Annotated in this window: 7 protein-coding genes and 3 pseudogenes; 4 read left to right on the top strand and 6 right to left on the bottom strand. The window is 47.3% G+C overall.

The annotated features are described in order from the left end of the window. Nucleotides 1-304: 304 nt before the first annotated feature. The 4 genes from Q0117_RS08510 (at nt 305) to Q0117_RS08525 (ending at nt 3,939) form a co-directional block, all read left to right on the top strand. Nucleotides 305-808, top strand: a complete 504-nt coding sequence (locus tag Q0117_RS08510; RefSeq protein WP_297924559.1) for a PepSY domain-containing protein — start codon at nt 305-307, stop codon at nt 806-808. A 13-nt stretch (nt 809-821) separates the two neighbouring features. Continuing rightward, on the top strand, nt 822-1,451 hold the full coding sequence (locus Q0117_RS08515; protein ID WP_297924561.1) for a hypothetical protein: 630 nt from the start codon (nt 822-824) through the stop codon (nt 1,449-1,451). Between the two features lie 120 nt (nt 1,452-1,571). Then, complete coding sequence (locus Q0117_RS08520) at nt 1,572-2,234, top strand: response regulator transcription factor (protein WP_297924563.1); 663 nt, start codon at nt 1,572-1,574, stop codon at nt 2,232-2,234. Continuing rightward, the gene (locus Q0117_RS08525; RefSeq protein WP_297924565.1) at nt 2,218-3,939 is read left to right on the top strand and encodes a HAMP domain-containing sensor histidine kinase; all 1,722 of its coding nucleotides are present in this window, start codon (nt 2,218-2,220) and stop codon (nt 3,937-3,939) included. Before Q0117_RS08520 ends, Q0117_RS08525 begins: the two co-directional genes overlap by 17 nt. Nucleotides 3,940-4,513: 574 nt before the next feature. On the opposite strand, the gene Q0117_RS08530 is transcribed toward Q0117_RS08525, so the two are convergent. The 6 genes and pseudogenes from Q0117_RS08530 to Q0117_RS08550 form a co-directional block, all read right to left on the bottom strand. Beyond that, nucleotides 4,514-4,696, bottom strand: coding sequence for a hypothetical protein (locus tag Q0117_RS08530; protein WP_297924567.1), 183 nt, complete (start codon nt 4,694-4,696; stop codon nt 4,514-4,516). A gap of 98 nt (nt 4,697-4,794) precedes the next feature. Then, nucleotides 4,795-5,556: an EFR1 family ferrodoxin gene (locus Q0117_RS08535; protein WP_297924568.1), complete on the bottom strand. Its 762-nt coding sequence runs from the start codon at nt 5,554-5,556 to the stop codon at nt 4,795-4,797. A 540-nt stretch (nt 5,557-6,096) separates the two neighbouring features. Beyond that, nucleotides 6,097-7,640 (bottom strand): annotated as a pseudogene (locus Q0117_RS08540) (flavocytochrome c). A 273-nt stretch (nt 7,641-7,913) separates the two neighbouring features. Next, nucleotides 7,914-13,079 carry an alpha-2-macroglobulin family protein gene (locus tag Q0117_RS08545; protein ID WP_297924570.1) on the bottom strand — a complete coding sequence of 1,722 codons (5,166 nt, stop codon included), beginning with the start codon at nt 13,077-13,079 and terminating at the stop codon, nt 7,914-7,916. Between the two features lie 189 nt (nt 13,080-13,268). Next, nucleotides 13,269-13,349: pseudogene (locus Q0117_RS10680) on the bottom strand (hypothetical protein); the annotation flags it as partial. 881 nt (nt 13,350-14,230) lie between these two features. Continuing rightward, nucleotides 14,231-16,738, bottom strand: a pseudogene (locus Q0117_RS08550) (transglycosylase domain-containing protein); the annotation flags it as partial. Nucleotides 16,739-16,750: the final 12 nt, after the last annotated feature.

Below are 16,750 nucleotides of genomic sequence, written 5' to 3' on the forward strand. Positions count from 1 at the left end.
GTCGCAGACAAGATAGATAAAATTTAGTCCCGAGATTCCGTAGGCGTTTATGATATTTTTAAAAAACGAGAAGTTAAAAAATGCCACAAAAGCAAGCGAGCTTAGAAAAATAAGCTTCTGCTGCGACGGATTTTTAAAAAAGCTAGGCACGAAGCGTTCCTTGAGATAAAATTTCAAGTTGAAATTTTACGGCGTTTTGGTAAATGCTCGGAAATTCCGCGCGCATTCATCTTAGCTTCATCTTGAAGTTTTAAAATTGCGCCATCCAAAATAAATTTTGGAAATAAAATCAAAAGGATTAAAGATGAAAAATCTTAAAGCTTTAGGCGCAATTGCCGCTATATTCGCTTTTGCAGGTGCATTAAACGCAGGAAGCTTTAGCGAAAAAGATGCTAAAGTTTCATTCGATCAAGCGATAGGGATCGCGCAGCAAAACTTCAAGGGCGCGACTATAAAAAGCGTAGAAATCGACGATGAGCACGGAAGGCTCGTCTATGAGATCGAGTCATATAAAGAAGGTAGCGAAAACGAGATCAAAATCGACGCTCAAAGCGGCGAAATTTTAAAGACTCAAACGCAAAAGAAGCTAAAGCCTAGTAAAATTGATTATTCGCAGGTCAAAATCAGTGCCACAGACGCTCGCGCCAAAGCACTTAGCGCAAACGCCGGCTGGGATTTTCGCGAGGTTGATTTAAAAAGTAACGGCGGTAAGCCTGCATACGAAGTCAAACTGCGCCAAGGCATGAGCAAAAAAGAGGTGCTAATCGACGCCGCTACGGGCGAGCAGATCTTGCAGCGTCAAAAATAAGCAAAGGCGTGAGATGAAAAATCAAAGCTTAAAGGGTGGAGCAGATAACTCCGCCCAAACTAGTGAGGCTTTGGACGCTAGGGATTTTAGCATAAACGAAAACGCTGACTATGGCGCCCAAAATGCAGACGCAGCTAAAAATTTAGATGAAAATGCGCAGGATTTTTCGGCAAATTTAGCAAGCGAAACAAGCGAGTGGAATCTCGCGCCCTGCGAGCAAAATTCTAAAGATTTTTCCAGCGTGGAATGTTGCGAAAATCAAAAAATTTCTGCGGATGCGAAAGATTATAAGGACGAGCGGAATTCTTTGCAGACGCAAGACTTATCAAGTGTACGAAATTTCACTAGCGAGCAAAATTTCGCCGATACACAAAATTTTTCTGATACAAGTAATTTCGCAAGCGCGCGAGATTCTGCCAGCGCAGCAAGCTGCGCGGAGGTTTGTAATTCTTGCAAGCCAGTGCTTTGCAGCCACTGCAAACGCGAAATCGCTAAGCAAAATTTTAAGCTTGGCTGCGTAGGATTTGGGCTTTTTGCGTTAAATATCGCAGCAGGTGCGCTAAATTTTTTAGGGAGATTAGGAAGCGTAGCGGATAAAAAGGCAAGCGAGATTAGAGCTAGACAAAAGGCGCCTGCGAATTAGCGCAGCTCCCAACGCTACTGAAATTTGGCGGTGCATAAAGCAAGCGGGGTTTACACATCCAAATTTATGCGTTTTGGCTAAAATGGTGGATTAGAATTAGCAAAATTTTAAAGGAGCACTTTGAAAATTTTACTTGTCGAGGATGAAAAAGATCTAAATCAAATCATCGCAAAATGTCTGAAAAAGGACGGCTACAGCGTAGATTGCGCCTTTTGCGGCAAGGAAGCACTAGAGTTTTTGGATGTCGCAAAATATGACGCTATCGTGCTTGATGCGATGATGCCTGTGATGGACGGCTTTGAGTTTTTGAAGGCGGCGCGGGCGCGCGGACTGGGAACGCCGGTTTTATTTTTAACTGCGAGGGACGCCAAAGAAGATATCATCGCAGGGCTTGATCTGGGCGCAGACGATTATATGGTTAAGCCCTTTGATTTTCGTGAGCTTTTGGCGCGGCTTCGCGCAATTATCAGGCGCAAAAACGCTACTGCGGATAACGAAATTATCATAAGGCAAGTGCGCCTAAATCTAAGTAAAAAATCGGTCGTCTGCGCGGGCAAGGTAGTGGAGCTAACGGGTAAGGAATATAGAATTTTAGAGCTTTTGATGCTAAATCGCGGTGCGATTTTAAGCCGCGAACAAATCGGCGAGAGCATTTGGGATTTTAGCGACGAAACAAGCTCAAATGTTATCGATGTTTTAATCAAAAATATCCGCAAAAAGCTAGGCGAGCACGGCGATATAATAGAAACGAAGCGAGGGCTTGGCTATGTCGTGGCAAAATAGCGAGATTTGTATCAAAATTTCGGCGATTACGAAGCGGATCTTTGCCGCTACGGCGCTTTTCATATTAAAATTCGTGCGAAATTTTAAACAGAATTTTACGCATAATTTTGCGTGTTTAAAGAAAAGCCGCAAGAAAAATCCCACGCAAAATATCGAGTTAAACCAGACGCTAAATTCTACTCAAAGCCAGGCGTCAAATTTTAAACGGAATTCCACGCAAAATCCGGCATCAAATTCCGCGCCGAATTTTGCTGCTACAAGCGCAACGCCTGATCTAGCGCAAAATTTTAATAGCGTTCTCGCGCAAAGTCAAGAACAAAATTTCGCGTCTAAAATCTCGATAAGAAATTTTACTCAAGCCTTAGTCCTTGCATTCTCAACTGCTAAAGAGAATTTTATCTCGCGCGCGCTACCTATCAGCCTACGCGTGACGCTTTATTACAGCGTATTTATTTTGGCGCTTGCAGGCGCTATTATCGGCATTTGCGGCTATATTTTAGACGAAGTATCAGGAAGCTCCGTCAGCCAAAAAAAGCTTGCCCACCTAGTGCAAAAAGCCGCGCGCGATGACAAGCTAAAAAGCTTTGATGACGGTGTATTTTTCTACGAACATGACGGACAAGGCGGCGTGATCGCAGGGTTTGTGCCTAAAGGCTTCGAGCCTGCGATGCCGCTTTCGCCTCAAGGCGCGCGCGAGGTGGAGCTTGATGACGACGAGTTTTTCTATTACGACGCGCAGATCAAAGGGCGCAGTGCATGGATACGCGGCGTCATCGCAGTTAGCGAGTTTGAGCTTGCGATGAAGCGCGTGATGCTGATAGCTCTTATCCTATCGCCGCTATTTGTAATGCTAGTCATCTACGGCGGCTACGCGATCATAAAAAGAGCGTTTAAGCCCGTGCGCACTATGTCGTGTACAGCTAGCGAGATCGGAGCTAGCGGCGATTTTACGCGGCGAATAGAACTACCGCGAGGCAAGGATGAGCTAAGCGCGCTCGCAGCTACGTTTAATGAAATGCTAGCATCGCTGCAAAGCGCGTTTGAGCGCGAGCGGCAGCTAAGCACCGATCTTTCGCATGAGCTGCGCACACCCGCTGCCGTCATACTGGCTCAAAGCGACTACGCCCTAGCCTACGAGCAAGACGCGAGCGAGGCGAAGGAGAGTTTCGCGGTCATCAACAATCAATCGCGTAAAATTTCGGCGCTAATAGAGCAAATTTTAGAGCTTGCCCGCTTGCAGCGCGGCGTGTGTTTGGCACCCATAAGCTTAAGTAAAATCGCAAACGAGTGTGCGCAAGACTTTCAACTTTTGTGCGCACAAAAAGGGCTAAGCTTTAGCTCGCAGATAGCCGAGGGCGTGCGCGTAAACGGCGATGAGCTGCTTTTGATCAGGCTGATTAACAATCTTTTAAGCAATGCTTTAAAATTTACGCGCAGCAGCGTCGCTTTAGAGCTTTGCGTCAGTGCAGACGCGTGCGAACTTAGCATAAGCGACGATGGAGAGGGCATCGAGCCTGCTTTGCAAACTAAAATCTGGGACAAGCTCTATCAAATCGAGCGTTCCAGAAATCGCGAGCAAAATAGCGGCGCAGGACTCGGGCTAGCCATCGCCTCACAAATCGCAAAGATCCATGGCGCGCAGATTTCACTACGTAGCGAGGTAGGACGCGGAAGCAAATTTAGCGTAAATTTTAAGAAGGTTTAGGCGGTTTTGTGGGCTTGGTGGCATAAAGAAATGCTGGGTGGCGAAATTCTTAAAATTTTTATCGCCTATCGTTGCTTAAAATTTAACGACTATAGCCGTAATAGGGGCGATGGTGTAATTTTAAAATTAGGCTGGCGTCGCCAATAATATCGGATGATTTTTGCGATAGTCGTGCGCTTTTTAAATTTAAATGGGTCAAATTTTAAAATTTAGTTTTACCGCGAAATTCCGCGGCGAATTAATAAGACAAGGCGCGGCATTTTGCCCTTAGGCGAAGTGATAAGGCAAGCGCTTTAGAGCTTAAGTGGGCCGGCGCGGGTAATTTAAGAATTTTGAGGTATACGGCAAAATAAGCCTTCGCTGAAATTTCACGGCGCAGTAATAAACCTTTGCTAAAATTCTAAGACGTCACATTCGGCTCTAGAGAATTTAAATTTAGGAGTATCTAGCGACCAAGTAAAATTTAAATACGGAGCAAAAAAGACGGACTGAGATTTAAGGTCGCCTACATAAGCGAAATTTTGTATTTTTGCCTGCTTCGTCCTCGTAGCTTACGGCGATATGGCCGTTTGCCTTACCTCCTGCTACGCAAGGCAGCCCCGTCGTTTATCAGTAGGACAATGTCACTCTCGTCGTTCTCGTAGTCGTCGTAGTGGGTGCTATAGCCAAATTTTACGCGGGTCTTGCACGGCGGCAGGTTAAATTTCACTAGCTCGCAGCGGGCTACTTTTTTTGCGCCATATTCGTCGCAGAACATCGCGCTTTAGCCGTGCGAAGCGCTGTTAAAAAGTAAAATTTCCTCGCCCGTTTTTACGCATTTGATTGATTGCTAGCTTGCATGGTATGAGCTCGCCCTCACAAGTCTGCGGCGATGGACTTTTCTAAATTTTTTGCCCTGCCTAGGATCGTAATCGCTCTGCGCTCGCATATATTTACGCACCTGTAGCAAAGCGTGCACTCATCGCCGAATTGCGCCTTTTTGCAAGCGAGCTTTATGTTTCGCATCGGGCAGGGTTTGACGCAAGCCCCGCATCCGCTGCATCGCGATGGATCGAGGCTCGGCTTGCGCTTGGCAAAGGGGCTTTTGTCCCAAATTTTCATCCAAAGCCGCTGTCCTAAAAACCCTGCGATACGACAAAGCGCGCTCAGCCCCTCTTGCGGCGGACGGCCTGCGATAAGCGCCTCCGCAACGCGTCTGACTTTAGCGTCCGCCTCTTTGATTATGCGCTCATTTTTCGCTCGCGAGTAGCCAAAAATCGCCACGTCGAGGATGAACGCGGGCATTTTGATATGAGCGCCGCCCGTTATGTTTGCACCGAATCGCTTTAAAACCCTAGCCGCGCACCCTGCCCCGTCGCCGCTGAAAATCTCCATCGTAGCGAGGATAAATACATTTTTGCCGCTAAAGCTCGCGCCGTTTCGGTAGAGGAAGTCGCGCACGATACGCGGTAGGTCGCTAAAATAGACGGGATATGCCAAGATAACGTCATTGTGGTGCTTTAAAAGCTCATTGCAAGCCTTGCTCTCGATCGAGACGCAAACGCCGCCAAGATGAGCGATGAGCCTATCCACGCAGTGCTTCGTGTTGCCCGTGGCGCTAAAATAGATCGCTATCATGCCCGTCTCCCCAAGTTGCTTCGTGTGACGAATTTTAGCGAAATTTAGCATCGTTGATTGCTAAATAGATGAAATTTTACGCAAAAGATGCATGAAATTTTAAAATTTGATCGAGTTATTGCGCCGTGGCATCATAAAAGCGGCGGTCAAATTTAACTTTTCCTAGTACGCGCGATACATACAAAACGAGGCTTACGAGCTACAAACTCGGGCGACGCCGCAGAGTTTTGGCGCTACAAAATTTAAAACTCCCGCGTTATGAGATTTTAAAATTTTATGATTTGAAATTTTGCCGTCGCGCCGTCGCTGGCGGCGAATGCACTCTCGTTCTTAGGCGTTACGACTTGGGCAACAAAGCCTTTTATGCTGTACGCATTTTACTGCTTCACGTGCCTAGCCTCGCAAATCGCGACAGACCCTGCCGCCGCTCTACGTAGGATTTACGGATTGTGCTGTGCCCTACTTCGCGTGAGTCCTTCTCAAGCATTTCGGCGCAAAGCATGTATGGCTACTTCACGCCGAAATTTCGCGGGCGCTAATTTAAGCCCCGATTGTTTCGCCCGCGATCATTCCGAAAACCATACAATCAAGGATCGCATATGTTCCGAGCCTGCTCGCGCCGTGCACGCCGCCGGTTACCTCGCCTGCAGCCCAGAGATCGGCTCGTGAGTAAGGCTCGAGATTACCTGAGCTTTGGTGTTGATCTCGAGTCCGCCCATCGTGTGGTGCACCTTCGGCATCGTGCGGCTTGCGTAAAACGGCGGCTTGGAAACGTCGATGCTGTCTAGCTTATCGACCACTTTGCCGAATTCTGGGTCTTTGCCCGCTTTGACGTAAGAGTTATAATCCGCGACGGTCTTTAAAAACGGCTCCAGCGGCAGATTGTAAGCCTTCGCAAGCTCCTCTAGCGTGTCAAATTTCTTCACGACGCCCGCTTCCAGCGGCCTTGATGTATAGACTGGGTTACGCGCGGCGACAGCTTGAGAGTCGCAGACGTTTACCGGATAGTTGTCGTTTTTCTCGCTCTCGGCGATGACCTTAAAGCAGGCGTCCGCCTTGATCTTGCGCCCTGCGTGCTCGTCCATAAAGCGTTTACCCGTCTTTGGATCGACGGTAAGGCCATAGGTATTGCAGCAGTGGTTGGTGAAATTTACCGCAGCACCGAAGCCCTTTTCATCGGGCGAGCAATATGGAAGGAACTGAATCCATGACGTTAAAAGGGTAAATGCGCCGATTCTGTTTGCCGCTAGCATCGCTCCTGCCGAACTTCCAGGGTGGTTGGTGCTGTCTATCGTAGGTACTACACGCGGATCTTGGATCTGGCGATACCATAGATCGCGTCCGTATCCGCCCGAAGCCAGCAAAACGCCGTCTTTAGCTTTATAGCTCTTTTTCTCGCCGCTTTTATTTTCCAGATCGTCGCTAAAGAGTTTCGGATCAAATTTATACTCCTCGCGCGATTCTACGCCCACGACGCGGCCGCTGTCGTCTACGATAAAATCGTCAAATTTCGTGCGGGTTTTGATCGTGACGTTGGAATCGTTTTGAAGCTTGTTCATCATCGGCTGGATGTAGCCAGAGCCCGAGCCGTTGGTTGATTGCAAGCTTCTTGCGACGCTATGGCCGCTTTCAAAGATCAGCTTATCGCTAAACTCCGCTCCGCAGCCCACCAAAAGATCCACCGCATCGTTGCTGCGATCAAACATCACGCCCAAAAGATCGGTGTGGTTAAGCCCGAGCCCGTCTTTTACGGCATCAGCGATAAAAAGCTCCTTGCTATCTTTGATGCCCTGTGCTACTTGAAATTTATTCATCGGAGCAGCCATGTTTCCGCCGTTGATGACGGAATTTCCGCCCGCGCGACCCATCTTTTCTAAGATAAGCACCTTTTTACCGCGTCCGCTGGCTTTAATCGCCGCGGCAAGCCCTGCAAAACCGGTGCCGATGATGACGATATCGTATTCCTCGTCGAATTTGACGTCCTTGGCATTTTGTGCCGCGCACGCGCTACTAGATCCCAGCGCAAGTGCCCCCGCACCCACTGCGCTAATCTTTAAAAAACTACGTCTTGATACGTCTTGCATTTGCAACTCCTTTAATTGAAAGTGTATATTTAAAAGAAATGATAACTCGAATTTAAATGTAAGTCAAATAGAATAACTTTATAAATAGATAGTAAAAAGCTATGAAATATAGGCATTGATATAAAATTTTGAAATTCGGCGGGCGAGCGGAATTAAAATTTTAAAATTTTATCAGGCGCTCGTTTGCAAAATGCTTGTGAACGCAAAAGCGCACTCGGCACGAAAATCGCAATGAATGCAAAATTCGCGCCGAGCCTTAAAATCGCTACGCCCTTAGCGAGCGACTTTAAATTTAAGCGTTTGCAGATCGTAATTATTTACTCGCTCGTATTGCATATCCTCGATAGAGATCGCAGGAAGCGCGCACGAGCCAGCCATAATCACGTTTATCGGCGTGTAGATGACGCCGGTACTATTATAGCCCTCTTGCGGATCGTAGTAAAAATAACCGCTTTTCGGGAAGTGAAGTACTCGGTCGTACAGATACTCCGTATGCTCGATCGCTACGCTATCCACAAAGCCTTCCGGGCGAGCCTGTGCGGCCGAGCCCAGGCGCTCATTTAACGCCTCAAAGCAGCTAGGCATCGCCTCGTCGATTGCGAAATTATACAGATAATGATTCGCTCGCCAGCTGATCTTAGAGTAAATTTTCTGCCCTACTTTGAGTTTGTTTAGATCGACGATGTTGCCGCGAGCATCGAGAAACTCGCGATAAATTTCAACCTTCTTATCTCGGTCGTTATCAAACGGTCTATTTATGCTAAGCGGATTGTGTTTGACCGCAGCGCTTTCATATCCAAATCCCAGCACCGTAAAAAACAGTTCGCCGTTGCCGTTCATAGGTGTAAATTCTATCGCGCCGTCTTTAACCGCAAGCTTGGTATCCAGCGGCGAATTGAAATTTTTTGTCTCGCCGTCGTATTTCAAAGCAAAGCTAATATCTTTTTTCGCGTCCTTAAAATACGCATCAAAGCCGCGTATGACGCTCGCTCGCTCCTGCGTATTGTCCGCATCTTTTAGATTGCACACGAGCGCGATAGCCGCCTTGCTTGTGCTATCGTCTTTGATGCCCGCCTTGCCGAATGCGTAGAGCTTAAAGGCGGCGTCTCTTATGTCGCTGGCAAACGTCAAGCCCGCTCCGTCTTCGGCGTAATCATAATCCATTTGGTTTATTTTTTCACGCATGAAGTTAAACTCGGTCGTCATATTGTGCTTTTTAAGTATCGCAGCCATAGCGATGCGAGCCATCGGCGAGTTGTCATAAAGGCCGTTGTCGTAAATGAAATTTATCTCATCGTCATCCAGCTTGCCGTATTGATCTAGCACGAAATCCGCGTATATTCGAAGCGTCGCTTGATCTTCGTAGTCTGATTTTAAGGCGCTAAATATCAGCGATCTTTGCTTGTTGCTAAGGAATTTATAGCGCGTATCAAGCTCTAGTAAAACGTCGCTTGCGTAAATTGAAGCGTAGTAATTAGTAACGCCGCTAGCACTCCAGTAGCCGAAATCACCGTTAGGTTTGAGGCGAGATAAAATTCTACTTGCATACTCGTTTACGCGGTTGGTTAAGGTTTTATTGGAGTCTTTGCGTGCGACATAATCAACCGCTACCATCTTTGAAGTAAGCTGCTCGGTGCAGCCGTAAGGATAGAGATATAGCTCGTCCGCTAGGCTAAAAGCATTAGGCGTAGCGCTGATGTGAGCATAAATTTCTTTATAGCTCGGATCGATTTTGAGCGTTACCGGCTTATCGCCGTAGCTTACGTGAAATAGCTTCGAGCGCGGAAACTGGCTAATTATGTCAAATTCTACATCATTGCTAAATTTTTGCCCGTTTGCGTCAAGATCAAATTTAATATTTGCATCCGCAATATCAAGTGCGCTCGCGGTGAAGCTTAGGTGCTTGAGCTCAAGCGGTTTAAGTGTGAAATTTGCCTCGCCGCCGCTTATAGCAACCGAAGGAGATGAGCTGATTTTCAAGACCGCCTTTTGCTCCTTATCGGTGGTGTTGATGAGCGTTAGCGGCACGGAAATTTCATCGCCTCGCACCATGTAGGTTAGATCGGCGGGCTTTATGATCACGTCGTCTCGAACCTTAGCTTCGACGTTTGCCGAGCCGATCGTAGCCGCCTCTCCGATAGCCATGGCGCTTAGTCGGATCGTGGAGTTAAAATTTTTCGGCATCGCAAGCTCAAATTTCGCCTCGCCGTTCGCGTCCGCTTTTGCGATTAGCATTTTGATAAATTTTTTCTGCTTTTTGTTTTCGACCGGGCTTAAATTTCGTTTAGCCTTCGCCATCACGCCGTCGCCACCGAAGCTTAGCTCTTTAGCAGTAGTTTGATACACGCTAAGATCGTCGTAAATGTCAAAGTATCGCAGCGCAAAATACGCACTAACGTCAAACGCCTTAAATGCATCAAGCTCCTCTTGTGAGACGATATCTAAAATTCCAAGATCGACTGCGTAGAGTATGACTTTGGAATTTGGCTCGCTTTTTACGCTGATCTGCGCGTTTTGCCCGTTTTTGTAGCTTTTCTCGGCTAGGATTTGCACGTTAGCCTTGTGTGAGCTCGCATCTAGCGCCACCGGCACGTTTGCATAGGCTCTAAGCGGCATCGCAGCGGGTGTCGCGGCGCGCGCGATTACAGCGTTGATGTGTCCGCCGACGAAATTCTCCGGCACACTAAGCTCAAATTCCGCGCTACCGCCTTTTATGGATAGAATTTTATAGTCGTAAACCTGCTCTCCTACGAGCGAGATATTTAGCACGCCGCTTTCTACCGGCGAATTGATGACGCCTTTAATTTTATCTCCAGCTTTAACCTTGTCGCTTGCGAGTTTGATTTTAGCGCTTTGAACGTCTTTAGCGTTTACCCGTCCATAATATCCCCAGCCGCTTACATCCACGCGCACGCCAGCACTCGCGCCGCTTGAATAATCGTTTGCGACGATTAGATAATTGCCGCCGTTTTGGAATTTATACTCAAACTCGCGCGCATCGGTGCTAATGGCGCTTACGAGATTAAAGCTTTCTTGCTCGACGTATCTGTTACCGTCATAAACGTAAGTAAAATCGTCTCGGTAAATTTCAACGTCGATCTTGCCTTTGACGTCGGTTTTAGTTTTGGAATCTAGTAGCGCAAAGCCGAATTTTACGCTATCGCCGCTTGAAATAAAATCCTTGCTCGCGCGAATTCCTACGATACGATCATAAGGCAGATAGCTTAGGTTGCGATATGCACTTACGTTTTTACCCTCCTCGGTTACGCTGAAATTTAGTAGAATATTTATGGCGTTAGAGACATTTAGATCAGCTGCTGCCGGCGAGAGTGCAAGCTCCTTTTTACCGGCGGAGCTTAGTGTAAATTCCGCCCTGCGAAGCTGCGTAGCGCCCTTTTTCTTTAAGCGATCGTTTAGAAACGAAAAGCCCTCGTAGCCTTTAATTTTTAGCTCTTTTTCATAGGCGTTTGCTTCCAGCGAGCCTTTCAAATCTCCGGCCGGCGCGCCTGCAAGATAGTTTGAGCTTAGCTTTAAAGTTATGATCTCATCTGCGCCGTATTCATCTTTGGCAGTGAGAATTTCATTTTTAATGCGGTTTGGGACGAAATTTTCTACGCTGAAGCTTTTAGAAGCGATGATTTTGTCCTCATAGATGAGATCTAGGCGGTAAGTGCCGCTTTTCTCGCCCATGAGCTCGTCTATTTTAACGCTGCCGAACTCATCGGTGTTTTGCGCGCGCGTGATGACCACAGTGCCGCTAGGATCGTAAATTTTAAATTTAATCGGCGTATTTTTTAAAGAGCTAAAATCGCGATTTTTCATCACGATCGTGCCTAAAAGCCGCTCATTCGGGCTTATCAGCTCGCTTGCGAGATAAACGAACGGACGCTTTGCAGTAATCGTTTTCTCTACGCTTGCTACGGCGTTATTAAACAGCACGAACGCATGCTCATCGCCTTTACTAATCTCGATAGAGCGCGGATTTTTAGCTAAAATTTCCATATTTTCTAATCTTAAAATTCCATCTCCGTCCGTTTTATCCTCTACGATTAGCTCGTTTTTATCGCTGTAAATTTTAACCTTCGCTCTGCTTAGCTCCTCGCCATTACTAAGCCTAGAAGTATAAATTAGCGCGCCGCGCTCAAGCAGCACCACTTGAGCCGTAATGTCGCTAAGATAGGCTATGCGCGAAACCTCTTGCATCTTTTCGCCCACTTTGTAAAACGCCGTGATTTTATAAATTCCATCCTCGTAGCCTTTAAAATCCATCGCGATTTTATGCTCCGCGACGGCGTTTTTAGCGCCTCCTATATCGAAGCTCTTAACCGCGATCTCGCTAGCTAACCCACCTACACTATCTTCGTTGCTTTCAAAGTTTAAAAAATACCTAAAATTTTGCTCAGGAACTTTAGCAATCGAAATTTTAACCTCATTTACGTTTGAGCTTTTAAATGCCAGCGAAGCGGATTTTGGGATAAAATTTTTCTCGTCGCTAAAGGCTACAAAAGGCAGCCTGTCGCCCATTTTTACGCTTTGTTTTATCTCGTCGCGCAAGATATATGAGCTATCTCCGAAGCCCTTTAGCAGCCTAATCTCGTAGCTTTTATTCGGCATAAACTCGTCACTTACTATATCTGCATAGTAGTAGCATGAAGGATCGTCGCTTTCGCCGCCCTCTTCATCTTCGTCATAATAATAATATCGCGGCTGAGTGAGGCTAAATTTACTCACACCCGCGATTCTTACGTATTTGGCGGACAGCTCGTCCATATAGTTAGGGAAACACACTCTAGCTGCGAGTGAGCCGTCTTTTAGAGCCGCAGGGCGGATCTGCACGCCGCTTAAATTTGAAGCGTTAATGCTATCATTAAAAGGCTCCTCGTCCGTGCGCAGCTCCACTGGATTTTGCAGCTTTGCGCCTGCTTTTGAGGTGAGGGATTCTATTTGCAATACGACGTTTTGCGCCTTAGGATCGAAGCTGAATAAAAAATTCCGATCATCGTGCGAGCTAAGCTCGTAGGATATGTCGTTTTGGGCTAAATTCTGCGCGCGATAAATTCTAGTCGCTTGCTGTAGCGCGTCCTTGCTAACCGCATCGTTAAATTTGATTGCCACTAACCCCGGACGCAGAAGCGCGATATGCTCGGTGCTAAAAGGCTCTGTCTCGAACTCAAAGCGCACCCCGCGCGCCTCGCACGAATAATTAACCCCGGCGCTAAGCATCGGCTTTGGATAAAGCCTGATTGAGCTCTCGCTCACGCTTTCGTAGGTGCCCGTGATTTTGGGAGTGCATTTTAAGATCTGCTTTTGCGTGACACTAAATCCACTGCCGTCCACCCCGCTAATCTCGTAAGCCCCGCTAGCGTATTTGATCTCTACGCCCGCGGCAAAGCTAGCCAAAGCGCAAAATAGCGCTGCGCTTAGTAGTTTTGTCTTCATAAAATTCCTTTGCAAAAATTTTACGAAATTATATACAAATTAACCTTTTATTTTCTTTCATTTACTCTAAAATTTGCTTTAGCGAAATTTGCATTTTCGTCCAAGCAGCCAAGCTCAAAATCCCCTGCGCCGAGGTTAAGCGTAAAAGCCTCGCCGTTAGTGCGCGCAAAATATTCTCCCGTTTTAACTTTAGAATTTGCAGGCGCTAGGCTTTGCGTGGTGAAATCTAGTGCCGTGAAATTTTGCTGCGAGGAATTTTGATCCGCGAAATTTTTCGCTGTGAAATTTTGCGCCTCCGAATTTTGCTCTGTAGAATTTTGCAAGATAGAATTTTGCAAGATAGAATTTTGCGACGCCAAATTCTGTGTGGCTGGATTTTTAGTTATAAAATTCCATTCTACAGAATTTTGCTTAGTAAGATTTTGTGATTTTACATTCTGTAACGCTAAATTTTGTCGCATAGAATTTTGTGCTGTAGAATTCTGTTCTACAAAATTTTTCTGTACTAAATTTTGCTTTAAATTATCTTGCTGCGCCGCGCTAGAATGCTTGAAATCCAAATCCGCGGAATTCTCCCCCGTAAACGCAGTGGAATTTAGCGCTATAAACTCTCGCGAACCGCCGCTTAGTCTGATATATACCCGCTCGCCGAAAACCGCCGTGCACTGCACTTTAAGCCGCAAAAAGCCGTCCGCGCCGGTCTCGTAGGTTTTGGCGTTGATATCGTTTAGTACGGGCTTTACGGCGGCAAATTTAGCCGCGCACCTTCCTGCGCGTACCTTTTGCGGATCGACCAGCCCGTGTTTTAACAGATAAAAAAGCTCGCTCGTGCCGTAAATTTCGCACTCCTCGTTGGGCTCAACTCCATCGATCGTAAGATCCTCGGTGCTTTGCGCGCACTCCTTTTCGCGGTACGCGTCGGTGCATACCCGCCGCAAGCTCACGCCCGCGGGGCGCGCAAACTCCACCTCGCCTAGCATGCCCGATTTATCGAGGAAGGCAAACATATTAAACGCCACTTTTGCGGCACTCACGCCGCCGCTAAGATCCCTAGTCTTGGAGCCGTCGAAATTTCCCAGCCAGACGCCGAGGGTAAATTTAGGCGTCAGAGCGACAGTGTAGAGATCACGCGCATCGGCGCTCGTGCCAGTTTTAAACATCAGAGGCGGCGCGTTTAGGGTATTTTGCCACACCGAGCCGAGGTAGGAGCGCGGCGCGTTTCTTAGCATCTGCGTTACGATGTAAGCGCTCTGCGGAGTTAAAATTTTAGCATCGTCGCCGATCTTTACGCCCGCTATTTCGAGCTTTTGTAGCTTTCCGCCGTTTGCAAACGCGCTGTAAAGGCAAGTAAGATCCATTAGACTCATTGAAATACTTCCCAGAGCGATACCTGCGCCGTAATAATCCTTGCTAAACTCCGCCAGATGCACGTTTGATAGCATTTCATACAGCCCGTCGTCACCAAGCATCAAATTTAGCTTCACCGCGGGGATATTTAGGCTAAGGCTTAGCGCGTCCGTAGCACTCACCGCGCCCAAAAACCCCTGGTTGTAGTTGTGCGGCACATAGCCCGCGAAGGTTATCGGCGCGTCGATCAGCTTCTTTGAAGGGGTGATGAGCCCGTGCTCAAGGGCTTTAGCGTAGATGAAGGGCTTGAGCGTCGAGCCTACGTTTTTTTGCGAGCGCACGCCGTCGTTTTGCCCTTCATTGGCACTAAAATCGTGGCTGCCGACATAGGCGATCACGCTCATGCTTTCGTTGTCGATCAGCACCGCAGCGCCGTTTCTAACGCCCTTATCGCGCAGGGAAAGGATCTCGCTTTTCAAAAAGCCCTCAAGCGCGATCTGGGTTTTTAGATCCAAGCTCGAATAAATTTTACCCTCGCTTAGGCGCGCAAACTCCTGTGCTTGCGCGGTTTGCTCCTTGGGCTGCGCGCCCCTTTTAAAATTTGCGGAATTTTCCTGCGTCTTGGCGTTTAGATCGGAATTTATTTGCGCCTTAGTGTCCGAAGCGAAATTTGCCCGCAATTTGGCGCCTGAAATGGAACTTGTCTGTATTTTGGCGCCCGGAGTAGAATCTGTCTGAGCACTAGCGTCCGAAACGGAATTTGCCTGTTCACTAAAATTTGCGCTCGACCGCTCGCTAGAGTTTGCATCTGCCTGCGGATTTTGCGGCGGATGCGCAGCATCTTGCCGACTATTTAAATTTAGATTTTGCGGATTTTGCGAGTTTTGATACGGATGCGCGGTACCGACGACATTCTGCCGCTTGTTTAAATTTATATCCGCACTCGGATTTTGCGGCGAATACTCAGTTTGCCCTTTATCCGAATCCGTATCCGCGCTAAAATTCTGCGGCAAACGCACAGCGCCTCGTTGCTCGTTTAAATTTAGACTTTGCGACGGGCGGGCGGCATTAATTAAATCTCGCCGCTCATCTAAATTTGCGCTCCTTCGTTCATTTAGTTTTACGCTTTCCGCTTCATTCGGTTTTACGCCTGCTTGCAATTCTACGCCTTCGCGCTCTTTTAAATTTAGGCTCGTTCGTTCGCTAAAATTTAAACTCTTTGGCGCATCTGTTTTAAAATCCGCCTCTTTGGAATTCATTTCTTTCGAATCCGCTCTCGCCTGCGCGTTTGCGGCATTTAATAAATTTGGCTCGCCCCTTGTTGCAGCCGTAAAGCTTGATTCGGCACTCGCCGCGTCCGAAAAATTTGACTCTGCTATCGCTGCGGCTCGGCGTGTAGACGAGTTTGCTTGCCCTGTCGTCGCGCCAGGCGTGCCGCCCTGCTCTAAATTTTGAGTGAAATTTACGTCATCTTTGGCGATGAAATTCTGCATTTTATAATTGTTAAACGCTAACAGCGCGTAATGCGGCGCGTAATTAGGCGCTGCGTAGCGTCTGGGCGAAAACGGCTCTGCGAGGGCGCGCTCATACTCGCTCTGCGAGATCACGCCGCCCTCTCGCAGCTGCGAAATTAGGCGGTTTTTAAGCGCGTTGATATTTGATTTGCGGTCTAGGCGGTTTTTGTTCGGGTTTTTCGGGATCACGCTAAGAAGTGCGATTTGAGCGTTGCTAAGCTCGCGCATATCCTTTTTGAAGTAAAAATACGCCGCGGTTTTGACACCCTCGATATTACCGCCGTATGGGGCGAGGTTGAAATACATTCCTAAAATTTCATCCTTGCTGAAGTGCCACTCCAGCTGAAAGGCGTTAAAAATTTCGATGATTTTATTCTTGTAGCTGCGCTGTTTGGGGCGCATCATACGCGCAACCTGCATCGTAATCGTCGAGGCTCCGACGCGCTCGACGTTGCCCTCGCTTTTTTTAGTAAAATTTTGCGTAAAATTATACGTAGCCGCGCGCAGAATCGAGGCTGGATTGACGCCGAAATGGTAGTAAAAATAGCGATCTTCAAAGTAGATCGCGCTTTGTTTCAGCCGCGGCGGTATCTCGTCCGCGCTCGCGTAGAAGCGCCAAATTTGATCGTCGCTGATCTGCATATTTAAAATTTCGCCGTTTCGGTCGTATAAAATTCTACTCTTCTGCTTGTTTAGCATATCCAAATTTAGCGGATAAAGCGCGTCTAGGATCAAAAACAGAGCGAATGCAAATGCGCAAAATAGCGTGATTTTTAACGTAAATTTTAGAAATTTCATCGCACAATTATA

This window comes from uncultured Campylobacter sp., assembly GCF_937997535.1.
Classification (GTDB): Bacteria; Campylobacterota; Campylobacteria; order Campylobacterales; family Campylobacteraceae; genus Campylobacter_B.